This window comes from Pseudomonas sp. R5(2019) (genome assembly GCF_009905435.1).
Lineage (GTDB): Bacteria > Pseudomonadota > Gammaproteobacteria > Pseudomonadales > Pseudomonadaceae > Aquipseudomonas.
On sequence record NZ_JAAAMT010000017.1, the window covers coordinates 82,576 to 106,789 of the forward strand.

Annotated in this window: 22 protein-coding genes and 1 pseudogene; 5 read left to right on the forward strand and 18 right to left on the reverse strand. The window is 59.9% G+C overall.

All coding sequences use genetic code 11. The features are described 5' to 3' along the window. Window positions 1-42: 42 nt before the first annotated feature. Together GUY40_RS13635 and GUY40_RS13640 are read right to left on the reverse strand one after the other, a co-directional pair. On the reverse strand, window positions 43-546 hold the full coding sequence (locus tag GUY40_RS13635) for a DUF4880 domain-containing protein (protein WP_166569469.1): 504 nt from the start codon (window positions 544-546) through the stop codon (window positions 43-45). 411 nt (window positions 547-957) lie between these two features. Continuing rightward, a complete protein-coding gene (locus tag GUY40_RS13640; RefSeq protein ID WP_166569470.1) occupies window positions 958-1,296 on the reverse strand; it encodes a DUF6124 family protein in 339 nt (112 codons plus the stop codon). A gap of 128 nt (window positions 1,297-1,424) precedes the next feature. On the opposite strand from GUY40_RS13640, the gene GUY40_RS13645 reads away from it, so the two are divergent. Beyond that, window positions 1,425-2,108 (forward strand): LexA family transcriptional regulator, encoded by a 684-nt coding sequence (locus GUY40_RS13645; RefSeq protein WP_166569471.1) that lies wholly within the window; start codon window positions 1,425-1,427, stop codon window positions 2,106-2,108. A 63-nt stretch (window positions 2,109-2,171) separates the two neighbouring features. On the opposite strand, the gene GUY40_RS13650 is transcribed toward GUY40_RS13645, so the two are convergent. From GUY40_RS13650 to GUY40_RS13675, 6 genes are all read right to left on the reverse strand, one after another. After that, window positions 2,172-2,588 carry a DUF5615 family PIN-like protein gene (locus tag GUY40_RS13650; RefSeq protein WP_166569472.1) on the reverse strand — a complete coding sequence of 139 codons (417 nt, stop codon included), beginning with the start codon at window positions 2,586-2,588 and terminating at the stop codon, window positions 2,172-2,174. Next, window positions 2,585-3,268: a DUF433 domain-containing protein gene (locus GUY40_RS13655; RefSeq protein ID WP_166569473.1), complete on the reverse strand. Its 684-nt coding sequence runs from the start codon at window positions 3,266-3,268 to the stop codon at window positions 2,585-2,587. Before GUY40_RS13655 ends, GUY40_RS13650 begins: the two co-directional genes overlap by 4 nt. A 73-nt stretch (window positions 3,269-3,341) precedes the next feature. Next, window positions 3,342-5,303, reverse strand: a complete 1,962-nt coding sequence (locus tag GUY40_RS13660) for an acetyl/propionyl/methylcrotonyl-CoA carboxylase subunit alpha (protein ID WP_166569474.1) — start codon at window positions 5,301-5,303, stop codon at window positions 3,342-3,344. After that, a complete protein-coding gene (locus GUY40_RS13665; RefSeq protein WP_166569475.1) occupies window positions 5,300-6,118 on the reverse strand; it encodes a gamma-carboxygeranoyl-CoA hydratase in 819 nt (272 codons plus the stop codon). Before GUY40_RS13665 ends, GUY40_RS13660 begins: the two co-directional genes overlap by 4 nt. Window positions 6,119-6,121: 3 nt before the next feature. Next, a complete protein-coding gene (locus GUY40_RS13670; protein WP_166569476.1) occupies window positions 6,122-7,729 on the reverse strand; it encodes a carboxyl transferase domain-containing protein in 1,608 nt (535 codons plus the stop codon). Between the two features lie 26 nt (window positions 7,730-7,755). Continuing rightward, window positions 7,756-8,919: an isovaleryl-CoA dehydrogenase gene (locus tag GUY40_RS13675; protein ID WP_166569477.1), complete on the reverse strand. Its 1,164-nt coding sequence runs from the start codon at window positions 8,917-8,919 to the stop codon at window positions 7,756-7,758. 259 nt (window positions 8,920-9,178) lie between these two features. Between GUY40_RS13675 and GUY40_RS13680 the strand changes: the two genes are divergently transcribed. Further along, on the forward strand, window positions 9,179-10,858 hold the full coding sequence (locus tag GUY40_RS13680; RefSeq protein WP_166569478.1) for an AMP-binding protein: 1,680 nt from the start codon (window positions 9,179-9,181) through the stop codon (window positions 10,856-10,858). A gap of 71 nt (window positions 10,859-10,929) precedes the next feature. Here the strand turns inward: GUY40_RS13680 and GUY40_RS13685 are convergent, their stop codons facing one another. The 3 genes from GUY40_RS13685 to GUY40_RS13695 all read right to left on the reverse strand — a co-directional run bounded on the left by GUY40_RS13685 (window position 10,930) and on the right by GUY40_RS13695 (window position 13,529). After that, complete coding sequence (locus tag GUY40_RS13685) at window positions 10,930-11,259, reverse strand: hypothetical protein (RefSeq protein WP_166569479.1); 330 nt, start codon at window positions 11,257-11,259, stop codon at window positions 10,930-10,932. A gap of 470 nt (window positions 11,260-11,729) precedes the next feature. Further along, entirely contained in the window at window positions 11,730-11,879 is a 150-nt protein-coding gene (locus GUY40_RS13690; protein ID WP_166569480.1) for a hypothetical protein, read from the reverse strand. A 162-nt stretch (window positions 11,880-12,041) separates the two neighbouring features. Further along, the gene (locus GUY40_RS13695; RefSeq protein WP_166569481.1) at window positions 12,042-13,529 is read right to left on the reverse strand and encodes an aldehyde dehydrogenase family protein; all 1,488 of its coding nucleotides are present in this window, start codon (window positions 13,527-13,529) and stop codon (window positions 12,042-12,044) included. Window positions 13,530-13,821: 292 nt separating this feature from the next. Here GUY40_RS13695 and GUY40_RS13700 point away from each other — a divergent pair, with 292 nt between their 5' ends. Then, window positions 13,822-14,991, forward strand: coding sequence for a p-hydroxyphenylacetate 3-hydroxylase oxygenase component (locus GUY40_RS13700; protein WP_166569482.1), 1,170 nt, complete (start codon window positions 13,822-13,824; stop codon window positions 14,989-14,991). A 69-nt stretch (window positions 14,992-15,060) separates the two neighbouring features. After that, complete coding sequence (locus GUY40_RS13705) at window positions 15,061-16,002, forward strand: p-hydroxyphenylacetate 3-hydroxylase reductase component (protein ID WP_166569483.1); 942 nt, start codon at window positions 15,061-15,063, stop codon at window positions 16,000-16,002. Window positions 16,003-16,068: 66 nt separating this feature from the next. On the opposite strand, the gene GUY40_RS13710 is transcribed toward GUY40_RS13705, so the two are convergent. The 4 genes from GUY40_RS13710 to GUY40_RS13725 form a co-directional block, all read right to left on the reverse strand. Then, window positions 16,069-17,220, reverse strand: a complete 1,152-nt coding sequence (locus GUY40_RS13710) for an acyl-CoA dehydrogenase family protein (RefSeq protein WP_166569484.1) — start codon at window positions 17,218-17,220, stop codon at window positions 16,069-16,071. Then, window positions 17,207-18,328 (reverse strand): enoyl-CoA hydratase/isomerase family protein, encoded by a 1,122-nt coding sequence (locus GUY40_RS13715; protein WP_166569485.1) that lies wholly within the window; start codon window positions 18,326-18,328, stop codon window positions 17,207-17,209. Before GUY40_RS13715 ends, GUY40_RS13710 begins: the two co-directional genes overlap by 14 nt. Window positions 18,329-18,541: 213 nt before the next feature. Beyond that, window positions 18,542-19,312, reverse strand: coding sequence for a S9 family peptidase (locus GUY40_RS13720; RefSeq protein WP_166569486.1), 771 nt, complete (start codon window positions 19,310-19,312; stop codon window positions 18,542-18,544). Continuing rightward, entirely contained in the window at window positions 19,299-20,414 is a 1,116-nt protein-coding gene (locus tag GUY40_RS13725) for a DUF3182 family protein (protein ID WP_166569487.1), read from the reverse strand. The genes GUY40_RS13720 and GUY40_RS13725 overlap by 14 nt, the downstream gene beginning before the upstream one ends. A 177-nt stretch (window positions 20,415-20,591) precedes the next feature. Between GUY40_RS13725 and GUY40_RS13730 the strand changes: the two genes are divergently transcribed. Further along, window positions 20,592-22,400 carry an aminopeptidase P family protein gene (locus GUY40_RS13730; RefSeq protein WP_166569488.1) on the forward strand — a complete coding sequence of 603 codons (1,809 nt, stop codon included), beginning with the start codon at window positions 20,592-20,594 and terminating at the stop codon, window positions 22,398-22,400. Window positions 22,401-22,432: 32 nt separating this feature from the next. Here the strand turns inward: GUY40_RS13730 and GUY40_RS13735 are convergent, their stop codons facing one another. The 3 genes and pseudogenes from GUY40_RS13735 to GUY40_RS28040 all read right to left on the reverse strand — a co-directional run. Next, a complete protein-coding gene (locus tag GUY40_RS13735; protein WP_166569489.1) occupies window positions 22,433-22,714 on the reverse strand; it encodes a hypothetical protein in 282 nt (93 codons plus the stop codon). Window positions 22,715-22,890: 176 nt separating this feature from the next. After that, entirely contained in the window at window positions 22,891-23,778 is an 888-nt protein-coding gene (gene rhtA / locus GUY40_RS13740; protein WP_166569490.1) for a threonine/homoserine exporter RhtA, read from the reverse strand. Between the two features lie 239 nt (window positions 23,779-24,017). Then, a pseudogene (locus GUY40_RS28040) lies at window positions 24,018-24,214 on the reverse strand (hypothetical protein); the annotation flags it as partial.

Here is a 24,214-nt window from a genome sequence, read left to right on the forward strand (position 1 = left end):
ATGCGTGTGAGGCGTACTGTACACGGCCCGACGGAGGCTGCGTCAGTACCAGAGGCAACCGAGCCCAAGCACGCTCAAGGTGAGCAACAGCAGCGACCAGCTGCCCATGCCCAGCGAGCGCCGTGGCTGGCGGTACCACTGGCCTTTGCCCAGTTCACGGGCCGGTGCCAACAGGGCGCGCCAGTGCAGTTCGGTAGCATGGAAGGCGTGCAGATGGGCAGGATCGGCATCCAGCCAGCGGCGAAAGTCGATGCGCTCGCTGGCGGTGGTCGCGGCGCATTGCAGGCGCACATACCAATGGCTGGCCATGGACACGTCGGTTTGCAGATGATCGCGACCCTGTTCCAGCACCTGGGTCATGTCCTTCTCCACTTGCTCCTGGGTCAGGTGCAGGCGCTGAGCGATATCAGCAAAGGGCAGATCATCGAGGCGACTGAGCAGGAAGACCTGCAGGACCCGGCGTGGCAGTTTTTTCAACTGTTCGCGCTGACCTTGGGCCGGGTGGCGCTGGAAGGGGTTTTCAAACGAAGAAAGCAGGCTGGCCATAAGTAAGCTCCATGCGAGGTCTGGCGAACGCTGAGCAGCTGAAAGTGGGGGGCGTCCTCCCTGACGCTGCAGCAGCTTAGTCTTTATGAGATTGATTCTCAAGTGCTAAGTCGCTGGATATCAAGATCAAAAGGTTGTTTCAGGCTTTTGCTGACGATAGTCCTTTGCTATTATCGCGGCCATTCGAAACACCCTCTTCATTAGCCTGAAGAAACCAAAAAAAGACCCGGCAAAAAAGCCGGGTCAAAAACCGTGATTAGCCTGATGAGGAGATAATCTGAGAGTCCGACCTAAGGTCTTTCAGGTTATCCAACCAGTCTCGCGACCAGTTGCTGCAATAATAATCGTTATCATTTAGAGGTCAAGTGAATTTTCCGTCATTCGGGAAAATTCATGCCTCGCATCGCCCCGTCATTGCCGTTGATATTGATCCAGAGCCCGTTCTACAAGGGTTTTGGTCATATCGGCCATGTGCACCACAGAAAACGCCAAATCCCTCTTGGACCCTTGCTGTGCATCGGCGACTTCATACGCCGTGGCTGCCGTGCAGCGCATCAACATCAATGCATGTGTCAGCGCCTGTTCGGTGCTGAGGCCGTCGCGCGCCATGAAAGGCGGGCGTTCCGGTTGAGGGTTTACCGGCTCCGGGTTCAGGTAGTAGTCGAGCGCGCGCCTGGCGGCTTCGGATTCGCTGAGAGTGGGGGTGTTGTCCAGATCACTTGCCTGAACGCCGCGAGGCTTGGAATTCATAAGGGGCTGGCCGCCTTTTTTGATTGGAAAATGTCCGCACCAGATTAATACGACTCGTATTTATTTCCATAATCTACATAATACAAAGTGTGTATTGAGTGGTTCAGTACAGACCGTATCGTGCCGCAATGGAAAAATGGATTGCGCTGATTAGAAACAGGATGCGTGACATGAGTGTCACGCAAGAAAAACTCGCCGAACGCCTCGGAGTCTCCCAGGGCGCGGTCAGCCATTGGCTGAACGACCGCCGCGGGCTGAAGCTGGACCGCCTCAACCGCATGCTCCATGCCTTGGGGCTGACGCCGCTGCAGTTGATGCCTGACGCTCAGGTGGCCGAAGCGGCTGCCAGCTACGGCCTGGAGTTCAAGGAAGCCCCGGCGATCTCGCAGGTGAGCGACGGCGTGCGACTGGCGCTGTGCTTTCGTTACCCGCTGATCAGCTGGGACCAGGCACTGGACCCGGAGCAGCCGGCATTGCTGTCAGTACCTGGGCAACGCTTCGAACTGACCGACTACCAGACCGATGCGCACTGCTTCTGGCTGGAAGTGGAAGGCGATGCGATGAATGCTCCGGTGGGCATCAGTGTGCCCCATGGCATGCTCATCCTGGTAGACCCCACCCTTGTGCCCAAAGCCGGGAATCTGGTGATCGCGAAATGGGATGACAGCGCGGTAGCCACCTTCCGACAGATCATCGAAGAGGGCGGAAAGCGTTATTTAACGCCGCTTAACCCTACTTACCCGAAACAGCTTCTGACAGACCAGTGCCGCGTTATAGGCGTGGTCGTACAGGCTTCCGTGAAATTTCTTTAAACATGAACTGATGCGGCCTACGGGCTGCATCACTTTTGCGGCAACACGTATTTTCGTGCATGCCTAAAGACTGGGAATGTCGTAGCAATTGATCGTGACTGATCCGTCTTCGGCTTCACTCACTTCGATCGCCTTATTGACCAAGTCGGCCGGGAGTGAGTCCAGGGCAATCTGAAACAGTGCCCTCTGCCCGAGCATACCCAGTGGCACGTTGCCGGAGCGCGTAAGGCAGATCAATCCCGCGTGAATTTCCTCAAGTGAATGCAAGCCCGCGAGCGGCCCGCCTGTTGGCCCTCGAAAATCACGTGCATTGTTGGTGACAAGCGTCAGGTCCTCGGCGATGACGTATTTCATCAGTTGCTGATCCTTCAGACCTGCCCAACCCCTGTCGCGAACGGAGGTGGCGTTATAACCGGCGGCGTGTGCGAGCTTGGTGAGTGAGGGAGAGAGGCATTCGTCGATCAGGAACTGAAGCCTCATTCCTCTCCTCGCGCTGCCCGTACGTTTTTGGATTCAACCAACTTCCAGCCCTTCGGTGGCCCCGCCTTGCGCGGCCGGCCCCGGCGTGGATGGGTTTCTCGGTAGAGGCGGGCCAGATCAATCATTTCCTCGGTCAGAAATGGGTAGTCTTCCTGGATGAGCTCCAGTGGTACACCTTCGCCAACCGTTGCCAGAATATTCTCGATTGGCAGCCTTGAACCTTTGAAAACGGGTTCGCCGCCGAGGATGTCGGGGTCGCAAACTACGGTCTCATAGGCTTTTGAAAGTTGCTGCATTCGCAGAATGACGAAGAGCATCTCGTCCCGGATGTTAACGGTCAGAGGGCCCAGGTCTACGGTGCTTAGCGCCAGTAACCACTCGGCCAGCGGGTCAATTGCCGATTTTCGAGCAATTTCCTTGGCAGCAGCGTCGTAATAGCAAGCAGCCCAGGTATCGATTGCGTCTCGACGTACAGCCCGTGACAGCATGTTTTTGAATTTGTGATTTATGCACACTGATACCGCTGTTCCCAGCAGGTCATATTCGCGACGCGTGGTGCGGGTGACGAATCTGCCAGGCAAAAGACCGTCGTCGAGCAATCTGTCAACTTCGGACTCCGAAGTCTGGGTCACAAAGGCAACCTCCGAGCTGACGGACCTTGCGAATGCTGTAGCAGTCATGATGAATAATCCTTCCCTGTAGCCGGAAGGATTATCCTGGTCTTCTTTCTGCTTCAGCGCAAGGTGCGCCCGTCTACTCGCCAGCCTCTTCCAGCTCCACCAGCACACTGCCTTCACTGACCATCTCGCCTTCCTGGCAGTACAGCGCCTTGATCACCCCGGCATGCGGGGCGCGGATGCTGTGTTCCATCTTCATCGCTTCGAGCACTACCAGTTGCGCGCCGGCTTCGACGGGCTGGCCGACCTCTACCAATACCCGCACGATGCTGCCGTTCATGGGCGCGGTCAGGCCGCCCTGATGGCTGTGGCTGGCTTCGGCCTCGGCAATCGGGTCGACACGCGAGACGGTGTGCAACTCGCCTTGCCATTGCAGATAAAGCGGGTCGCCTCGGCGGATGGCCAAATGGTTTCGACGGATGCCGTCTTCGTCGCGGATCAACTGTTCACCTTGCAGCTGCAAGGTGCTCGGGCTGCTGGCGTTGAGCGAGATCATCTGCCGCTCGTCATTGCAGCAAAGGTGCAGGCTGACGTTCGAAGGCAAGCCGGCGCGCAGGCCCTGGGTCGAACTCCAGGGGGAATGCCGGTCGTCGTTGCGGATTCGAGCCGGTTCGCTCTGGATGTATGCCTCGGCGGCTGCCTGCCAGAAGGCTCCGGGCAAGGGTTGTGGAGCAGGCAGCAGTTGCTCCTGATAGCGGGGGATAAAGCCGGTGTCCAGTTCTGCCTCGGCAAAGGCCGGGTGAGCGATTATCCGCCGCAGGAAGGCGATGTTGGTCTTGACCCCGCCGATGGCGAATTCGTCCAGCATGCTCAGCAAGCGCAAGCGGGCCTGTTCGCGGTCTTCGCCCCAGGCGATCAGCTTGCCCAGCATCGGGTCATAGAAGGGCGATACGCTGTCGCCTTCTTCCACGCCACTGTCGACTCGCCGGCCCGGGCCCGGCGCGGATTCGCGGTAAACCTGCAAGCTGCCGGTGGCCGGGAGAAAATCGTTGCTCGGGTCTTCGGCGTACAGCCGCACTTCAATCGCATGGCCCTTGAGCGGCACCTGATCCTGGGTAATGGGCAGGGGTTCGCCGCAGGCGACGCGAATTTGCCAGGCCACCAGGTCGAGCCCGGTGATGGCTTCGGTGACCGGGTGCTCGACTTGCAAGCGCGTGTTCATCTCCATAAAGAAGAATTCACCCCGCGAGTCGAGCAGAAACTCCACGGTCCCTGCACCCACATAACCGATGGCCTGGGCGGCGCGTACGGCCGCTTCGCCCATGGCCCGGCGTTGTCCCGGGCTCAGACCGGGGGCGGGCGCTTCTTCGACGACTTTCTGGTGGCGGCGCTGGATCGAGCAATCGCGCTCATTAAGGTACAGGCAATTGCCGTGCTGGTCGGCAAAGACCTGGATCTCCACATGGCGTGGCTTGAGCACGTACTTTTCCACCAGCATGCGTGAATCACCAAAGGACGATTGGGCTTCACGCTGGGCCGACGCCAGCGCTTCGGCCAGCTCGCTTTCGCGTTCGACCACCTTCATGCCCTTGCCGCCACCCCCGGCGGTGGCTTTGAGCAGGACGGGATAGCCAATACGTGCCGATGCCTCGCGGAAGGTTTCCAGATCCTGGGCCTGACCGTGGTAGCCCGGCACCAGCGGCACACCGGCGGTTTCCATCAGCGCCTTGGCCGCCGACTTGCTGCCCATTGCGTCGATGGCGCTGGCCGGTGGGCCGAGGAAGATCAGCCCGGCCTCTTCAATGGCGCGGGCAAAACCGGCGTTCTCGGACAGAAAGCCGTAGCCCGGATGAATCGCCTGGGCGCCGCTGGCCTTGGCGGCTGCCAACAGTTTGTCGACGTCCAGGTAACTGTCGGCGGCCTTGGCGCCGCCCAGGTCAACGCGGATATCTGCTTCGCGGCTGTGGCGGGCATTGCGGTCCACGGCGCTGTGCACCGCCACGGTGGTCAAACCCAGCGCCTTGGCAGTACGCATGACCCGGCAGGCAATCTCGCCACGGTTGGCAACCAGCAGGGTAGTCAATGGGGGGCGGCTCATGGGCGCGGCTCCTTCGCAGTGGCGTCGGTTTGCCAATCGGGTTGGCGTTTTTCCAGGAAGGCATGCAAACCTTCCTGGCCTTCGGGGCTGACGCGAAGGCGGGCAATGGCGCTTTCGCAGCTATGGCGCAATGCTTCAGTCAGCTCGCCAGCGCCTACTTCGCGTAGCAGCGTCTTGGTCGCGCACAGGCCTTGTGGGCTGTTCTGCAGCAAATTGCTGACCCAGGCCTCGACCTGAGCGTCCAGTTCCGCGGCTGGGTAGACTTCGGCCAACAAGCCCAGTTCTCGTGCCCGCACACCACTGAAACGCTCGGCGGTCAGGGCGTAGCGACGGGTTGCGCGCTCACCGATCGCCTGGACCACGAACGGGCTGATGACCGCCGGGGCCAGACCGATCCGCACTTCGGACAGGCTCAATTGCGCATCCTCTGCGCCGATGGCCATGTCGCAGCAGCTGATCAAGCCCAATGCACCACCGAAGGCGGCTCCCTGAACCACCGCCAGGGTCGGAATCCGAAGGGCGGCCAGGTTGTACATCAGGTCGCCCAGTTCATGAGCGTCCGCCAGGTTAGTGGCGTAATCCAGCCCGGCCGATTGCTGCATCCAGGCCAGGTCCGCCCCGGCGCTGAAATGCTTGCCGCGTCCGCGCAGTACCAGAAAACGCAGGCTCGGGTCGCCATTGACCTGCTCCAGCACTTTGATCAGTTCGCCGATCATCTGGGCATTGAAGGCGTTGTTTTTCTGCTCGCGGCTGAGCCAGAGGGTGGCGAAACCACGGATGTCCTTGTGCAATTCGAGGGTCGTGAAATCGTTCATCGGTCACATCCGGAAAATGCCGAAACGGCTCTGTTCGATCGGGGCGTTGAGTGCTGCGGACAAGGCCAGGCCCAGTACGTCACGGGTCTGCGCCGGGTCAATGACACCGTCGTCCCACAGGCGCGCACTGGAGTAATAGGGATGCCCCTGATGTTCGTACTGATCGAGGATGGGTTGCTTGAGCTGCGCCTCTTGCTCAGCGCTGAAGCTTTGCCCGCTGCGCTCGACCTGTTCGCGCTTGACCTGGGCCAGCACGCCTGCGGCCTGCTCGGCGCCCATCACGCCAATCCGTGCATTCGGCCACATCCACAAAAAACGCGGGTCGTAGGCGCGACCGCACATGCCATAGTTGCCAGCGCCAAAGCTGCCGCCGATGATCACGGTGAACTTCGGCACCTTGGCGCAGGCCACGGCGGTCACCAGTTTGGCGCCATGCTTGGCGATACCGCCGGCCTCGTATTTTTGCCCGACCATGAAGCCTGTGATGTTCTGCAGGAACAGCAGTGGAATGCCGCGCTGACAGGCCAGCTCGATAAAGTGCGCACCTTTTTGCGCCGCCTCGGCGAACAGGATGCCGTTATTGGCCAGGATTGCGATCGGATAGCCATGCACGTAGGCAAAGCCGCACACCAGGGTGGTCCCGAACAGCGCCTTGAACTCATCGAACACTGAGCCGTCGACCAACCGTGCAATGACTTCTCGCACATCGAATGGTTGCTTGGCGTCGGCCGGAACGACGCCGTACAGCTCTTCGGCGGCATAGAGGGGGGCGATGGGGGCGTGCTGCTGAACCATACCGAGTTTCTGCCAATTCAGGTTGGCGACACAGCGGCGGGCGATGGCCAGTGCATGTTCGTCGTTATCGGCATAGTGGTCGGCAACGCCCGAGATCTTGCAGTGCACATCAGCACCCCCGAGGTCTTCGGCGCTCACCACTTCGCCGGTCGCGGCCTTGACCAGCGGGGGGCCGGCGAGAAAGATCGTGGCTTGCTGGCGAACCATGATCGCTTCGTCGGCCATGGCCGGCACATAGGCACCGCCGGCGGTGCAAGAGCCCATGACCACGGCAATCTGGGCGATGCCCAGGGCGCTCATGGTGGCCTGGTTGAAGAAGATCCGCCCGAAGTGCTCGCGGTCAGGAAACACCTCGTCCTGGCGCGGCAGGTTGGCACCGCCGGAGTCCACCAGGTAAATACACGGCAAGCGGTTCTGCAGCGCGATGGCCTGGGCGCGCAGGTGCTTTTTCACGGTCAGTGGGTAGTAGCTGCCGCCTTTGACCGTGGCGTCATTGGCCACGATCATGCATTCAACCCCTTCAACTCGGCCGATGCCCGCGATGACGCCGGCCGCCGGGACGTCTTCGCCGTACACTTCATAGGCGGCCAATTGGCCGATTTCCAGAAACGGTGAGCCCGGATCGAGCAGGCGATCGATGCGCTCGCGTGGCAGCAGCTTGCCGCGTGAGGTGTGCCGCTGCTGGGCCTTTTCGCCACCGCCTTGCTGAACCTTGGCCAGCAGGTCGCGAAGGGCCTGGACCTGTTCAAGCATGGCCGCACTGTTGCTCGCAAATTCCGCGGAGCGGGGATTGATCTGAGTGTGCAGGATTGCCATTGGCGCGATTCCTTTTATTCGGGAGCTCAGCGAGTTTCGTTGAACAGTTCGCGGCCGATCAGCATCCGGCGGATTTCGCTGGTGCCGGCACCGATTTCGTACAATTTGGCATCGCGCAGCAGGCGCCCGGTGGGGAACTCATTGATATAGCCGTTGCCGCCCAGAATCTGGATCGCGTCCAGGGCCATTTGGGTGGCACGTTCGGCGGTGTAAAGGATCACGCCGGCAGCGTCCTTGCGGGTGGTTTCATTGCGCTCGCAAGCCTGGGCCACGGCATACAGGTAGGCGCGGCTGGCATTGAGGTGGGTGTACATGTCAGCGACCTTGCCCTGGATCAGCTGGAACTCGCCGATGCTCTGGCCGAATTGTTTGCGGTCGTGAATATAGGGCACCACCACGTCCATGCACGCTTGCATGATCCCGGTCGGGCCGCCTGAGAGCACTACGCGTTCGTAGTCCAGGCCGCTCATCAGCACCTTGACCCCGCCATTGACCACGCCCAGCACGTTTTCTTCCGGCACTTCGACATCGTCGAAGAACAGCTCGCACGTGTTGGAGCCGCGCATGCCGAGCTTGTCGAACTTGTTGCTGCGGCTGAAGCCTTTCCAGTCGCGTTCGACAATAAAGGCCGTGATTCCGTGAGGGCCTTTTTCCAGGTCGGTCTTGGCGTAGATGACGTAGGTGTTGGCGTCCGGGCCGTTGGTGATCCAGGTCTTGCTGCCATTGAGCACGAAGTGGTCGCCGCGCTTGTCGGCGCGCAGTTTCATCGACACCACGTCGGAGCCTGCATTGGGCTCGCTCATGGCCAACGCACCGATGTGCTCACCGCTGATCAGCTTGGGCAGGTACTTGGTTTTCTGTTCGTGGTTGCCGTTGCGGTTGATCTGGTTGACGCACAGGTTCGAGTGCGCGCCGTAGGAGAGGGCGACCGAAGCAGAACCGCGGCTGATCTCTTCCATGGCCACCACGTGTGCCAGGTAGCTCAGGCCGGTGCCGCCGTATTCTTCCGGCACGGTGATGCCCAGCAGGCCCATGTCACCGAACTTGCGCCACAGGTCAGCGGGGAACAGATTGTCGTGATCGATCTGGGCGGCGCGGGGTGCCACTTCGGCGGCGACGAATGCCTGAACCTGGTCACGCAGCATGTCGATGGTTTCGCCCAGGGCGAAGTTCAGGGAGGGATAGCTCATGTGGGCACCTGTGCTGATTATTGTTATGAACGTGTGGGTGATGACCTTTACGTTAACGTAAACCTCGGAAGATTCACTGTCAACAGTAGGCAATCGCTTTGTCTGTTGTAGTCTGATTCCTACGTTAGCCTAAGCCGATTAATCATCATGACCTTTACGTTAACGTAAATATGCGCCAAAGTAAGCCCAGGTTATGGGTGCCGGTGCTTCTGACCGGCAGTTCACGAGTGCTCCCAGAACAATCACAAAAGGGACCGTCATGGATCAACTGAGCTACACCCAAGGTCGGCAAGACAAACCGCTATTGGCTATGACTATTGGCCAGGCATTCGATAACACGGTCGCCCGTTTTCCTGACGGCGAGGCGCTGGTGGTGCGTCATCAACAACTGCGCTACAGCTGGCGAGAGCTGGCTGTGCTGGTCGATGTGCATGCTCGCGCCTTGCAGGCCCTGGGCCTGGAGTGTGGCGACCGGCTGGGCATCTGGGCGCCGAACTGCGCGCAGTGGTGTATCGCCCAGTTCGCCAGTGCGCGTATCGGCGCGGTGCTGGTCAATATCAACCCGGCCTATCGCAGCAGTGAACTGGAATACGTGCTCAAGCAGTCGGGTTGCAAGTGGCTGATCAGTGCTGGCGCTTTCAAAAGCTCCGACTACCACGCCATGCTCAATGGACTGATTCCGGAGCTAGCCGAACATCCCGTGGGGCAGCTGCAAAGCGCCGTGCTGCCGGACCTGCGTGGGGTGATCAGCCTGGAGGCGCTGCCACCGGCAGGCTTTTTGCCCTGGAAGCAATTGGCGGCCCTGGCCAGCGAGGTCAGCGAGGATGATTACCAGGCGCGCCAACGCAGCCTGCAATTCGACCAGCCGGTGAATATTCAGTACACCTCCGGTACCACCGGTTTTCCCAAGGGCGCCACGCTCAGCCACTACAACATCCTCAATAACGGCTACATGGTGGGCGAGAGCCTGGGCCTGACCGAACAGGATCGCCTGGTGATCCCGGTGCCGCTTTACCACTGCTTCGGTATGGTCATGGGTAACCTGGGCTGCATGACGCACGGCAGCACCATGATCTACCCCAACGACGCCTTCGACCCGTTGCTGACGCTGACGACCGTCGCCGAAGAACGCGCCACTGCTTTATATGGTGTGCCGACCATGTTCATTGCCATGCTCGACCAGCCCGAGCGCCCGCAGATGGACCTGTCGAGCCTGCGTACCGGCATCATGGCCGGGGCTGTATGCCCGATCGAAGTGATGCGCCGAGTGATCACCGACCTGCACATGAGTGAAGTGCAGATCGCCTATGGCATGACCGAAACCAGTCCGGTGTCCTTGCAGACCGGCCCCACCGACGAATTGGAACTGCGCGTGAGCACCGTCGGCCGCACCCAGCCGCAGTTGGAAAGCAAGATCATCGACAGTCTTGGCTGCATCGTTGCGCGCGGCCAGATCGGTGAGCTCTGCACCCGTGGCTACAGCGTCATGCTCGGTTACTGGGGCAACCCCCAGGCGACTGCCGAAGCCATCGACCCGGCGCGCTGGATGCACACCGGTGATCTGGCGACCATGGACGCGCAGGGCTACATCTGCATCGTCGGGCGCAACAAGGACATGATCATCCGCGGCGGCGAGAACATATACCCGCGCGAGCTTGAAGAGTTCTTCTTCACCCATCCGGCGATAGCCGATGTCCAGGTCATCGGCATCCCGGATGAGAAATACGGCGAGGAGGTGGTGGCCTGGATCAAATTCCACCCGGGCCACAGCGCCAGCGAGGCAGAGCTGCAACTCTGGTGCAAGCAACGCCTGGCACACTTCAAGACACCGCGTTATTTCCGCTTTGTCGACGAGTTTCCGATGACGGTTACCGGCAAGGTGCAGAAGTTCAAGATGCGTGAGATCAGTATTGAAGAGTTGGGGCGGGTTAAACGCTGACACCCGCCCAATAAAAAGCCCCGCCCTTTGATACAGGGCGGGGCTTTTTTATACATCGCTGGTAATGGCAATCAGCAGTAACGGTCCAGGCGACGAACTTCCGAGCTGTCCCTGATTGCCTGCCACTCCTGCTTCAGCGTTTGCAGCACGCGGGCCATGAAGTCCTTGTCGGCTGCGGCTTTCTTGCCGACATAGCCCTGACCGCGACGGTACATTTTCAAGCGTGCACGCAAGGCCGGCGTGTGTTGTTCAAACTCGCTTTCCTGGGTGAAAGGCGCAAGCGTATCAATTTGAACAGTGCCCGACTCGCTGACCCACAGAATATGGTTGTCGAGCGTGTCTTTACGGGCGGCAAACAGTTTAGCCAGTTCATCAACAGTAGGTTGATCATTCAAATTCATTTGTAAGCCCCTTAGATCATTCGTTGATCTGCTTGTGAGTTAACTCAAACCGGCACGTCGGCCCGTTGATGAGTGGCGAAGCAAATGGACGACACTGAGTGTTCGTCGAGTGAAGATCTGGCCCTAGCTTGATGTATGTAGCTTCGATGCGAAGCTACTACACCAGCGTCGTGGCACGGGGAGGGGAGAGTTCCCAAGTTACAGGTGACGGTGACAACGTCATCAAGAGCGGCTCCCCAAACTGCTTTCCCGTGCCGGACGATGATGCTAGTCATTCATCAATCTGCCTTTTGGGCAGTTCACATCACTGAGCAGCTCAACGGCTTGTCGAGCCTGCCTGGATTACCTTTTGCCAGCGCTCCCGATCAGGGAGATGGCTGCATCATGCAAGGGCAAAAGAGCGTCGTCAATAGCTTTTGTAGTGAATATTTTTTGTCACTACAAGATTGTCCGACAGTCTGAGCGGAGCGTCAGGGCTTGAGGGGGCGTTCTTCGTCCTGATCTGACAGGCTCTTGCCATCGTCAGGGTGCTTCCAGGTTTGCGGCGGCTCCTGCTCGTCATCGGCAGGTTCGTCGGGAGGGAGTTCTTTCGAGGGATTGGAGTCGGGAGTGTTGGCCATATGCACCTCCACTATTGGAAACAATCGGGAGATTTCAGTATAGAACCCCGTTGCGGGGTGCGGCCAAAAGCATCGCGGCGGTTCGGCGTCCCGACAAGCCTCGCTCCTACGCGTGTAGGAGCGAGGCTTGCCTGCGATGCTTTTGGCAATCTAGAGCCGAAATCAGTACCGAATCATCACCGACTTCAACTCGGTGTAATCATCGATAAACGCATCTCCGAACTCACGGCCCACGCCCGACGCCTTCACGCCACCGAACGGCACGGCTGGGTCGAGCAGGGTGTGCATGTTCACCCACACCGTTCCGGCTTCAATCTGCGGCACCATGCGCAATGCCTTGCTCAGGTCGTTGGTCCAGAGGCTGGCGCTCAGGCCATAGGGGGTGTTGTTCATCAATTGCAGCAGCTGTTCTTCGTCGTCGTATGGGAAGAAGGTCGCCACCGGGCCGAAGGTTTCTTCGTTGAGCAGAGTGTCGTTAATCGAGTTGGCAATGATGACCGTCGGCTCCACGTAGCAGCCCGGGCCGTCGATGACCTTGCCGCCACAGACAATGGTGCTGTTCTCGGCGCGTGCCTGGGCAAAGAACTGCCCCAGTTTGGCCTGGTGCTGCTTGTTGGTCAGTGGCCCGAACTGAGTGGCTTCGTCCAGTGGCGAGCCGATTTTCAGAGTTGCCAGGCGCTCGGCCAGCTTCTCGGTCATGGCTTCCAATTGCGAGCGGTGTACAAAGAAACGCTCCGCCGCCGCGCAGATCTGGCCCGAGTGCAGGAAGCCGGCCTCGATCACGCCATTGACGGCCTTGTCCAGGTCCATGTCGCGCAGGAACGCCGCCGAGTTTTTGCCGCCCAGTTCCAGGGTGGCGCGGGTCAGCTTGGCATCCATCGCGCTCTTGCCCACGGCGATGCCGGTCGGCACGGAGCCGGTGAACGAGACTTTGTCGGTGCCCGGGTGTTCGATCAGCGCCTTGCCGACCATGCCGCCGCCGGTCAGCACGTTCAGCGCGCCGGCTGGCAAGCCCGCCTCAACCGCCAGTTCAGCGATGCGCAGGATGGTCAGCGGGGTGAATTCGCTGGGTTTGATAATGATGCTGCAACCCGTGGCCAGGGCGGAGCCGAGTTTCCAGATGGCGATCATGCTGGCGAAGTTCCACGGCACGATCCCCACGACCACACCGACTGGCTCGCGCAGAGTAAAGGCAGTGTAGCGTTCACCGGCAAAGGACGGCAGCGACGGGGTGATGGTCTGGCCACTGATCTTGGTCGCCCAGCCGGCGTAATAGCGCAGGAAGCTGGCGGCCATGTCCACTTCGAACATCCGCGAAATCTGGATGATCTTGCCTGACTGGCAGGTCTCGATCTGAGCCAGTTCCTCGCGATGACGCTCCAGCAGGTCAGCCAGCTTCAACAGCACACTGGCACGGGCCGCAGGCGCCGTCTGCGACCAGACCTGGAACCCGCGGTTGGCCGAGGCCACTGCCTGGTCGATATCGGCCTGGCTGGCGTCGGCCACACGGCTGATCACCACGCCGGTGGCCGGGTCGATGACGTCCAGGGTCTGGCTGGAGGTGCTGGGCACGTAGCCGCCGTCGATAAACAGCTGATGGCTACGCTTGAGAAAGGCTTCAACCTGGGGCAGAAGAGGAATCGCGCTCATGGGGGCATACCTGTGGGCAGGAAGAAAAAAACCGCAATGACCTACCTTAGCGACTGGGTCTTGCTGCTGCTTGACTGTGCCTGCCGACTAAATGTCTGTGCGTGCCAATCGGCAACCGGTGCCGCTGTGCGACCCTTCGCGGTCGAGGCCGCTACGGCTATGAAAAGTACAATCTTCCATCTGAAAGTTGCATTTTCCACCTCGGTGCATCCCCCCATACTGGCCCTGCATCCAGCGTCGCCCCCTCATCCCGGACGGCCGCGCGGACATTTAATAATAAGCAGGGCTATCCATGAAAAAGCCAAACCCGTTGCTCGAAGACCTGAAGTCGATTCTGCCGACCATCGCCGCCAACGCCTTCCGTGCCGAGCAAGACCGCCAAGTCCCCGATGAGAACATTGCCCTGCTCAAGAGCATTGGCCTGCATCGGGCGTTTCAACCGAAAGCCTTTGGTGGCATGGAGCTGTCCCTGCCGCAGTTCGCCGATTGCATCGCCCTGCTGGCGGGCTCCTGTGCCAGCACGGCCTGGGCCATGAGCCTGCTCTGCACCCACAGTCACCAATTGGCCATGTTCCCGGCAAAGCTGCAGCAAGAGCTGTGGGGCGAAGACCCGCATGTCACTGCCAGCAGCAGCATCGCGCCCTTTGGCCGTACCGTCGAGACCGACGGCGGCGTAATGTTCAGCGGGGAAATGGGCTGGAGCAGTGGTTGCGATCATGGCGAATGGGCGATCGTGGGCTTTCGCCGCATGAACGCCGAAGGCACTCAGGATTACTGCTTCGCGGTACTGCCGCGCAGTGACTACCAGATTCGCGACGACTGGTACGCCGTTGGCATGCGCGGCAGCGGCAGCAAGACGCTGATCATCGACAACGTCTTTGTCCCCGAGCATCGGATTCAAAAAGCCAAGGACATGATGGAAGGCAAGTCCGCAGGCTTTGGCTTGTACCCCGACAGCAAGATCTTCTTCACCCCGTACCGTCCTTACTTCGCCAGTGGATTCTCCACCGTCAGCCTGGGCATCGCCGAGCGCATGCTTGAAGTGTTCCGCGAGAAAACCCGCAACCGCGTGCGTGCCTACACCGGTGCCGCAGTCGGCGCGGCAACCCCGGCCTTGATGCGCTTGGCCGAGTCGACCCACCAGGTCGCCGCCGCCCGCGCCTTGCTGGAAAAAAGCTGGGAAGAAATTGCCGAGCATGGGGAGCGTCACCAGTACCCGAGCCGCGAGACTTTGGCGTTCTGGCGTACCAACCAGGGCTACGCCACCAAGGTGTGCATTCAGGCCGTCGACCGCCTGATGGAAGCGGCCGGTGGCGGCGCCTGGTTCGAAACCAACGAACTGCAGCGCCTGTTCCGTGACGCTCACCTGACCGGTGCCCACGCCTACACTGACTATGACGTCTGCGCACAGATTCTGGGGCGCGAGTTGATGGGCCTTGAGCCCGATCCAAGCATGGTCTGATCCACCACCCATCCTCGTTGCCCATAACAACAATCAGGGCTGCCTTCAGCGGTAGCCCGGGAGTCTTGCATGTCTACTCAAACCGAAGCGGCGTTCGACAGCCGTGCCTTTCGCCGTGCCTTGGGCAACTTCGCCACGGGCGTCACCGTGGTCACCGCTGCGACCGAATCGGGCTACAAGGTTGGCGTTACGGCCAACAGCTTCAACTCGGTTTCGCTGGACCCACCGTTGATTCTCTGGAGCATCGACAAGCGCTCCAACAGCCATGCGGTATTCGAAGAAGCCAGCCACTTTGCGGTTAACGTATTGGCGGCCGATCAGATCGACCTGTCCAACAATTTCGCCCGGCCCAAGGAAGACCGCTTCGCTGAAATCGAGTACGAGCCGGGCGAGGGCGGGGCTCCGGTGTTCGCCGATTGCGCCGCACGCTTCGAATGTGAGAAGTACCAGCAAGTGGACGGCGGCGATCACTGGATCATGATCGGCAAGGTGGTGGCCTTCGACGATTTCGGTCGCTCACCGCTGCTGTATCACCAGGGTGCTTACTCGATGGTGTTGCCGCATACCCGCATGACCCAACGTGAGGAAGGCCAACCGCCGAGCAGCCACTTTCAGGGTCGCTTGAGCCACAACCTGTACTACCTGATGACCCAGGCCCTGCGTGCCTACCAGGCCAGTTATCAGCCACGGCAACTGTCCACCGGCCTTCGCACCAGCGAGGCGCGCATGCTGATGGTGCTGGAGAACGATGCGGGCTTGAACCTGAGCGATCTGCAGCGTGAAGTGGCGATGCCGGCACGCGAGATTGACGAAGCGGTGGCCAACCTCAAGCGCAAGGGGCTGGTGACCGACAGTGACGACAAGGTGCGTTTGACCGTGGCCGGGATCGACCAGACTGAAGCGCTCTGGACCATCGCCCGAGAGCAGCAGGACAAGGTATTTGGCGCGTTCAGCGATGAACAGATCGAGACCTTCAAAACTGTCTTGAAGTCAGTGATCCGTAACTGTTGACCCATTGCTGAAAAGCTTCGCGGCGGTCCGCCGGACCGCCGCGAATAGCCGCGCCACCGTACCGAGTCAAACCCCGTAATGCTTGAGCTCCCGCGCAATCAGCATCCGCTGAATCTCGCTCGAGCCTTCATAAATCTGGGTAATCCGCGCATCCCGGTAGTAACGCTCCACCGGGTAGTCCTCAAGATAGCCATAACCGCCATGCACCTGGATCGCCCTGGAGCACACCGACTCGGCCATCTCCGAGGCAAACAGCTTGGCCTGAGAGGCTTCGGACAGGCAGGGCAGGCCCGCGCTGCGCAGCCTGGCAGCATGCAGAATCAACAAGCGCGAGGCATTGATCTGCAGGTGCATGTCGGCCAGCAGGTTGGCGATGCTCTGGTGTTCATTGATCGGCTTGCCAAATTGCACCCGGTCGCGTGAGTACAGCAGCGCTGCTTCAAAGGCCGCGCGGGCAATGCCCAAGGCTTGGGCGGCGATGCCAATGCGGCCACCTTCAAGGTTCGACAAGGCAATCGCCAGGCCCTTGCCGCGGGCGCCGAGCATGTTTGCTGCCGGTACCCGGCAATCATTCAAGCTGACCGCGCAGGTGTCAGAGGCGCGGATGCCCATTTTGTGCTCGCTGCGGTCCACGTTGAAACCGGGGGTGTCGGTGGGCACCAAAAAGGCTGAGAGGCCTTTCTTGCCAAGCTCAGGGTCAGTGACGGCAAAGACGATGGCCAATTTCGCGCGCTTGCCGTTGCTGACAAATTGCTTGGCACCCTTGATGACCCATTCATCGCCCTGCAGTTCGGCACGGGTGCGCAGATTGTGGGCTTCGGAACCGGCCTGAGGTTCGGTCAGGCAGAAGCAGCCGATGACTTCCCCACTGGCCAGGCGGGCGAGCCAGGTGTCTTTCTGTTCCTGGGTGCCGTACTGCAGCAATGGCCCGCAGCCGACGGAATTGTGAATACTCATCAACGCACCGGTGGCGCCGTCGCCTGCCGCGATCTCCTCGACCGCCAGGGCATAGGCCACGTAGTCGGTGTAGCTGCCGCCCCATTGTTCCGGCACCACCATTCCCAGCAGGCCCAATTCACCCATTTTCGCCACGACCGCATCATCGATCCAGCCGGCCTTTTCCCAGGCCTGGGCATGCGGCGCGATCTCGCCACGGGCGAAGTCGCGCGCCATGTCGCGGATCATGATTTGCTCTTCGTTCAATTCAAGGTCTTGCATGGCAGTGCTCCGGCCTTCGAAGGCCTTCGAAGAATTGTTCTACCTGTGCAGGCTCCAAGGCTTGCAGGGTGGGCGGGTTCCAGCGCGGTTGTTTGTCCTTGTCGATCAACAGGGCGCGCACGCCTTCGATCAAGTCGCCATGGGCGAACCACTGACGGTCCAGGTGCAGCTCCATCGCAAAGCACTGCTCAAGGCTCAGATGACGACCACGGCGCAGCATTTCCAGGGTGACGGCCATGGCCAGTGGCGAGCGGGCCGCCAGCAGATCGGCGGTCTTGTGCGCCCATTCCTGGCTGTCGGCGACGTTTACCTGGCGCAGTTGTTCCAGCATGCTCGGCACATCGGGCAGGCCGAAGAAATGATCGATGGCGGGGCGCAAGGTGGCCAGGGGAGGCTCTTCGAGGGTCTGCGCGCCGAGCTTGGCGAGCAGGCCTTGCAGGTCTTTGAGTGGGGCGTTGCTCCAGCCCAGGTTATCGAGGCGCTCATCCAGGGTGGGCAGTTTGCTGCTCTCCACAAACCAGTCGGCCAGCCCACAGTACAGCGCATCGGCAGCTTGTATCTGGACGCCACTGACCCCCAGGTAAATGCCCAGTTCACCGGGAATGCGCGGCAGGAAATAACTGCCGCCCACGTCCGGAAAATAACCGATGCCGGTTTCCGGCATGCCCAGCCGGCTGCGTTCGGTGACCACCCGCACATCGGCGCCCTGGGCCAGGCCCATGCCGCCGCCAAGGGTAAAGCCATCCATCAAAGCCAAAACCGGTTTGCGGTAGTGGTGAATGCACAAGTCGAGGGCATATTCCTCGTCGAAAAAGGTTTCGTGAAGCGTGTCGCCATTCTTGTAGCTGTCGTACAGCGAGCGAATGTCTCCGCCTGCGCAGAAGCCCTTGGGGCCGGCGCCGCGCAGTACCACCGCGTTCACCTGGTCATCCAGGGCCCATGCGTCCAGGGCGCGTTGCAGGCCCCGAACCATATCCAGCGTCAATGCGTTGAGCCCGGCAGGGCGGTTGAGGGTCAGGTGCCCCACATGGTTACGGATTTCGCACAGCACATGAGCATCCAGGGAACTGCCGGTGGATGAAGTGGTAGGTTGAGCCTGGGCGGTCATCGCTATCTCCCTGCTTTGTTGTTGATTTCCAAATGATTTGGAGCGGATTCGGGGCGCGTCGGATGTTCGTGCGATCGTAGCAGTGCAAATTTGCCGCTATCAATCCGTAAAAGTGCAGGTTCAGTCTGCAATTTTGCATGTGGGGCCTGCTTCAATAGCGTAGTTCGGCGACCGCACGCAGTCAGCGGCTCAACGCCTGTGAAGACTGAGTGCTCACGAATATCGGGGCGAGTGATGCGGGTATTTGTCCAGACGCGCGCCAATCACCATTTCGCTGATCCAGGCTGTAAGGATCGAGCTGTAGGCTTTCTGGCTGCTGTCGGTTGAGAGCCCATGATCTGCGTCATCAACGATCCGATGAGTCAATGAATGAGCGCTGACAAAGGCCGAGCGATAACTCATCAGTGTGGCATGGGGCACGTAGTCGTCCTGCTCCGACTCCACCAGCAACACATCCCCGGCGAACTCTGCACAGGCCGCGAGGGCACGGTTGTCGGCCGGGCTCAGGGCGCTGTTGCGGTAGCTCACCAGCTTCTGGCGATTCAAGTCCTGCTTGGGCAGACTCCACTCGTCATCCCAGTACAGCGCTGGTACGCGTAGCGCCAGCCATTTGACCGGGCGCAGGCGGGTCAGGATCGTGGCCAGGTAGCCCCCATAGCTACTGCCGATAACGGCGATCGCGGAGGTGTCCACGGCTGGGTGGCTGACCAATGTGTCGTAAGCGGCGAGCAGGTCATTGAGGTTTTGCTCGCGGCTGACACTCATGCGCTGGCTTTCGGTTTTTTCGTGACCGCGCAAATCGAAGGTCAGGCAGACGCATCCCAGCCCGGTGATGTTCTTGGCCCGTGCCAGGTCGCGTTGCTGGCTACCACCCCAGCCGTGGACAAACAAAATGCCCGGGACTTTCGGGCTCGGGCTGAGGACGGTCCCGGCGATCAGTTCACCGTCGACCTTGATATCGACCGGCTCGCTATGGATGGTCATAGGGCCGCACTCGGGCGTATTTGGTGATGAATCCGACGTCACTGTCATCTCCTTGATAGAAGAGGGTGGCATCGGCGGGCAATTCGGTTTCGCCGTAAATTTCGTGGGTCGAGGCTCTTAGCCGCTGCAATGTCAGGTCATCGGCGAACGCCTCCAGGGCCAGCACTTCGGCGCTGCTGGCACCGCCAATCCGCCAGGACTGCTCCAGCACACCGCTGCGCAGCTTGCCTTGGGCGTTGGTGCCGCGGGCTACGTCGTAATTGCGCCGCGAGGCGACAAAGCCTGGCAAGGCCGCGATGGCGGCCTGTTCGTAAAGCCTGGCCTGGTTGACCGCGAGGCGGGTGGGCTTGTCCATGTCCAGCTGCAGCAGCTGGTCATAATCGCCACGTACCAGCACCAGCTCCGAGCCACCATAGACCGTTTCACCCGCGTGGTCCTGGGTCAGATTCTGAGTGCCGTAATAGCTGGCGATGATGCCGGCGACCATCACCTGGCCGACACTGAAGGTTTCAACGTCGGTGAGGTTTTCCTCCAGCACCAGCCCCCAGGTGCTGATCTCCTCCTCATCGAGCTGACTGAGGATGGCATCCAGCTCGTTGCGGTTGTGAATCACGCACTGGCCGCGACCGGCTGTTGCCCGTACCGGTTTCAATCGCAGTGGGCCGTCAATGAACAACAGATCCGCGGCCATTTGCGCATCGGCCAGGCTGAACACGCTGTAGCCACGCAGCAGCGCATCACTGGCCCGCAGCGCAAAATCGTCAGTCCAGCCCAGCGGCGACATGGCGCCACCGGGCAGCGGGTGGGAGATGGCCTTGGTGGCCATGAACGGCTGGCTGACCATGCCACCAAAAAAATCGCGGTCGGTTTCGATACCCAGCTGCCGGTATCGCTCTGGATCAATGAGGGTGTCGGTGGGCAGGTAATAGCGACGCTCACCGGCAGCAGCACTGAGTGCCGCCGGGAAAAACTCGGTGCCCAGGATATTCGCCAGGCGCTCGGCAAGCTTGATGTGAACCTCATGCTCGTGTGCGGGTTTTGCATCCTCTGCGGTGAGCAATACGACGCCGGTCTTCGCTTCAATGGGGGCTGTCATAGGCATTTTCCTTGGGGGGGCAAGAGGCTTTGCGCAAGGCTTTCAGGATTGTGAAACGAGAGGGCGCGGGTAAGTTCAAGCCAAAGGATGAATGGCGGATGTGTGCGGGCAGTTGCTCGGCGCCTGGGGCTGTTCCATTATCGGGGGCTTCAGAACAGTCAATTGTGTGGTGGCGCCGTGAGCATGAGCAAACAGCCTTTATCCCAGGGAACGGTGGTTGCGCGTCTTGCGCGGGTCCGTGAAGTCATGAATCGCGAAGGGATCGATGCCTTGCTCGTCCCCTCTGCGGACCCGCATCTGTCCGAGTATTTGCCGGGCTACTGGCAGGCGCGTCAGTGGTTGTCAGGTTTTCACGGCTCGGTTGGCACCTTGATTGTTACTCCTGATTTCGCCGGACTTTGGGCGGATAGCCGCTACTGGGAGCAGGCCGAGCACGAGCTGGCGGGTAGCAGCATCGAACTGATGAAATTGATGCCCGGGCGTCCTGGGCCGCTGGAGTGGCTGGCGGAGTCGGCGCCTGAAGGCGGCAGCGTGGCGGTCGATGGTGCGGTCATGGCTGTGGCGTCGAGTCGGCAACTGAAGCACACGCTGCAATTGCGTAATGTGGCGTTACGAACGGGCAGCGATGTACTGGCCGAAGTCTGGGAAGACCGGCCGCCATTGCCGGAAAACCCGGTTTATCAACATCTGCCGCCGCACGCGACGGTGAGCCGTAAAGAGAAGCTTGAGCGCCTGCGCATGGCGATCAAGGAGCGTGGCGCGCAATGGCATTTCATTGCCACCCTGGATGACATCGCCTGGTTGTTCAACCTGCGTGGCAGCGACGTGTCCTATAACCCAGTGTTTGTGTCGTTTGCATTGATCGGTCCGGAGCGGGCCACCTTATTTGTTGCCTCGAGCAAAATCGATGGGGCCCTGCGCGCTGCGCTAGAGCAAGACGGCGTCACGCTTTGCGAATACGCTGAAGCAGGGGCGGCCCTGGCGGCACTGCCAGCCGGCAGCACCGTGCTGGTCGATCCGGCGCGTGTGACCTGCGCCTTGCTTGAGCGGCTGCCGGAAGGCGTCAGCGTGGTAGAAGGGTTGAACCCGACGACATTGTTCAAGTCACGCAAAAGCGAAGCGGATGCGGTGCATATCCGTCAGGTGATGGAACAGGATGGCGCGGCGTTGTGCGAATTTTTCGCCTGGTTTGAAGCGGCGCAGGGGCATGAAGCGCTTACCGAGTTGACAGTCGATGAGCGCCTGAGCGCGGAGCGGGCGCGTCGGCCAGGTTTCGTTTCACTGAGCTTTGCCACTATTGCTGCATTCAATGCCAACGGCGCCATGCCGCACTACCGCGCAACGGAGCAGGCCCACGCAGTGATTGAAGGCGATGGCCTGCTTTTGATCGACTCTGGTGGTCAATACCTGGGGGGCACCACCGACATTACCCGAATGGTGGCAATCGGTACGCCCAGTCATGCGCAGAAGCTCGATTGCACTCGTGTGCTGCAGGGGATGATTGCCCTGTCTCGTGCACGCTTCCCTCGGGGCATTCTGTCGCCGCTGCTGGATGCCATCGCTCGCGCTCCACTGTGGGCGCACACTGTCGATTACGGGCATGGCACGGGGCACGGCGTAGGCCATTTCATGAACGTGCACGAGGGGCCGCAAGTCATCGCCTATCAAGCCGCGCCGACGCCGCAGACCTCGATGCAACCTGGAATGATCACCTCCATTGAGCCGGGTACCTATCGTCCGGGGCAGTGGGGCGTTCGCATCGAAAACTTGGTGTTGAATCGCGAAATTGGCAAAAGCGAGTTTGGCGAATTCATGAAATTCGAGACCTTGACGCTGTGCCCGATCGATACTCGCTGTATAGAGCTGGGTGAGTTGACGGCCGAGGAGCGGGACTGGTTGAACGCCTATCACCAGACCGTGCATGAGCGTTTATCGCCATTGCTGAAAGGGGCAGCGCTGGAGTGGCTGAACATGCGCACTGCGCCGGTGTGAAACCTGAAGGCGCCGCCCAGGGGCGGCGCTGGCTATTTGCAGATCACGATCATACTGCGGCTGGTGTAGCCGGCGGGGTTGAGGCCGAACGGGTAATCACCCGGGTCTTCGACGCTGTCGCCGGATTTGGCGATGACCTTGTAGCCTTTCTCGCCGCACAGCGAGGCTGCCTTGGAGTCACACTTGTTCCACGAAGAGGACAGGCCCGAGCAATTGATATGCAGGCCCTTCCTGCCGTGCTTGACCTCTGTTTTTGCAGTCGCGGCGCATCCTGCGACAGCGATTACGGCAAGGATGAGCAAAATTCGTTTCATTCCTGTCCTTATTGCACTCGCGGTTATGAGCCGCGTCTGATTCGATTAGTGCTCACCATCGTCTTGGGTTTGCGCGTCTTGGTCAAAGAAAGCAAAGGTGTTGTCGAGTGACAGCCTAAACATCGCTTGGCTGTGACGCAATTGGCAAATGCATCATAAATGAAATTAATTCTCAATCAGTCTGTCGCGACCAGTGGGGCAGGTTCTTTGCGCATGGTCGTGGTCGCGCCAACAGAGGCCACAATAATGGCGGCAATCGCCAGCCATTGCGCCAAAGACAGTACTTCGCCAAGAAACAGCAAACCTGACAAGGCACCAAATGCCGGTTCGATGCTCATGAGTGTGCCAAAGGTGCGTGCCGGCATCCGTGTCAGCGCGACCATCTCCAGGCTGTAGGGTAGGGCACTGGAAAGAATGGCAACGCCAATCGCTATCGGGATGAGCGCGGGGGAAAACAAATCCGCACCCGCATGGGCAATACCAAAAGGTGCAACGAACAACGCCGCAATCATGACGCCCAGGGCCGCCGTCTGAATGCCGTTTTCGGCACCTGCCTTTTGCCCATATAAAATGTAGAACGCCCAGCAGGCGCCAGCCCCCAGCGCATAGCCAGCACCTACGGGATCAACGCCGCTGCTGGTTTCGCCCAGTGGGACGAGCAGGTACATCCCGAATACCGCCAAGGCTATCCACAAGAAGTCGATTGCCCGGCGTGAGGCATAGATGGCAACGGCCAGCGGCCCGGTAAACTCCAGCGCCACCGCAATGCCTAGCGGCACGCTGCGCAGCGACATATAGAAGAGCAGGTTCATTCCCCCCAGCGCGACGCCATAAATGATAACGGTGCGCAGCGACTGAGCCGTAAACCGGGCGCGCCACGGGCGCAGCAAGACCAGCATGATAAGGCTGGCAAACACCAGGCGCAGAGTGGTTGTGCCTTGTGCCCCCACTGCGGGGAACATGCTTTTGGCCAACGACGCTCCTGTTTGAATGGAGGCCATGGCGATCATCAACACGCCGATGGGAAATAGCGTTGAAGCCAGGCTGCGGGGTTGGTCGCTCATTAGGGTGTCGTCTTCCTTATATATAGGTATCTGCAGGAGGTGGGAGCAGATGGCGCTATGATGCTCAAGCGGCGGTAATTGAGCAATATAGTGCGCAGTTTTCTTTTCGGGGCTTATTTCTGGTTTTGAGGTATTATTTGCTTGACGGCGTATTTATAAGATGTAGAATTCGCCTCCCGCTAACGAGAGATCGAAGCGAGCCAAGTGTTTGAAGTTGTTAGAGATTCTCTGAAAAAACTTCAAAATAAACGCTTGACAGGCACAGAGGAAAGCGTAGAATGCGCGCCTCGGTTGAGACGAAAGACTCTCAGCCAACCGCTCTTTAACAACTGAATCAAGCAATTCGTGTGGGTGCTTGTGAAATCAGACTGATTGTCAAAAAGATTATCAGCATCACAAGTGACTATACGAGCAATCATATAGTTCATTTTGAGAT

Excerpts from the sequence above, each read along its gene's own strand:
- GUY40_RS13650 (WP_166569472.1), bottom strand. The coding sequence starts at position 2,588 with ATGAGGCTTCAGTTCCTGATCGACGAATGCCTCTCTCCCTCACTCACC.
- GUY40_RS13700 (WP_166569482.1), top strand. The coding sequence starts at position 13,822 with ATGAAAAAGCCAAACCCGTTGCTCGAAGACCTGAAGTCGATTCTGCCG.
- GUY40_RS13695 (WP_166569481.1), bottom strand. The coding sequence starts at position 13,529 with ATGAGCGCGATTCCTCTTCTGCCCCAGGTTGAAGCCTTTCTCAAGCGT.
- GUY40_RS13690 (WP_166569480.1), bottom strand. The coding sequence starts at position 11,879 with ATGGCCAACACTCCCGACTCCAATCCCTCGAAAGAACTCCCTCCCGAC.
- GUY40_RS13735 (WP_166569489.1), bottom strand. The coding sequence starts at position 22,714 with ATGAAACGAATTTTGCTCATCCTTGCCGTAATCGCTGTCGCAGGATGC.
- GUY40_RS13720 (WP_166569486.1), bottom strand. The coding sequence starts at position 19,312 with ATGACCATCCATAGCGAGCCGGTCGATATCAAGGTCGACGGTGAACTG.
- GUY40_RS13675 (WP_166569477.1), bottom strand. The coding sequence starts at position 8,919 with ATGAGCTATCCCTCCCTGAACTTCGCCCTGGGCGAAACCATCGACATG.
- rhtA (WP_166569490.1), bottom strand. The coding sequence starts at position 23,778 with ATGAGCGACCAACCCCGCAGCCTGGCTTCAACGCTATTTCCCATCGGC.
- GUY40_RS13640 (WP_166569470.1), bottom strand. The coding sequence starts at position 1,296 with ATGAATTCCAAGCCTCGCGGCGTTCAGGCAAGTGATCTGGACAACACC.
- GUY40_RS13705 (WP_166569483.1), top strand. The coding sequence starts at position 15,061 with ATGTCTACTCAAACCGAAGCGGCGTTCGACAGCCGTGCCTTTCGCCGT.
- GUY40_RS13715 (WP_166569485.1), bottom strand. The coding sequence starts at position 18,328 with ATGACCGCCCAGGCTCAACCTACCACTTCATCCACCGGCAGTTCCCTG.
- GUY40_RS13635 (WP_166569469.1), bottom strand. The coding sequence starts at position 546 with ATGGCCAGCCTGCTTTCTTCGTTTGAAAACCCCTTCCAGCGCCACCCG.
- GUY40_RS13665 (WP_166569475.1), bottom strand. The coding sequence starts at position 6,118 with ATGAACGATTTCACGACCCTCGAATTGCACAAGGACATCCGTGGTTTC.
- GUY40_RS13680 (WP_166569478.1), top strand. The coding sequence starts at position 9,179 with ATGGATCAACTGAGCTACACCCAAGGTCGGCAAGACAAACCGCTATTG.
- GUY40_RS13670 (WP_166569476.1), bottom strand. The coding sequence starts at position 7,729 with ATGGCAATCCTGCACACTCAGATCAATCCCCGCTCCGCGGAATTTGCG.
- GUY40_RS13685 (WP_166569479.1), bottom strand. The coding sequence starts at position 11,259 with ATGAATTTGAATGATCAACCTACTGTTGATGAACTGGCTAAACTGTTT.
- GUY40_RS13645 (WP_166569471.1), top strand. The coding sequence starts at position 1,425 with ATGGAAAAATGGATTGCGCTGATTAGAAACAGGATGCGTGACATGAGT.
- GUY40_RS13710 (WP_166569484.1), bottom strand. The coding sequence starts at position 17,220 with ATGCAAGACCTTGAATTGAACGAAGAGCAAATCATGATCCGCGACATG.
- GUY40_RS13730 (WP_166569488.1), top strand. The coding sequence starts at position 20,592 with ATGAGCAAACAGCCTTTATCCCAGGGAACGGTGGTTGCGCGTCTTGCG.
- GUY40_RS13725 (WP_166569487.1), bottom strand. The coding sequence starts at position 20,414 with ATGCCTATGACAGCCCCCATTGAAGCGAAGACCGGCGTCGTATTGCTC.
- GUY40_RS13660 (WP_166569474.1), bottom strand. The coding sequence starts at position 5,303 with ATGAGCCGCCCCCCATTGACTACCCTGCTGGTTGCCAACCGTGGCGAG.
- GUY40_RS13655 (WP_166569473.1), bottom strand. The coding sequence starts at position 3,268 with ATGACTGCTACAGCATTCGCAAGGTCCGTCAGCTCGGAGGTTGCCTTT.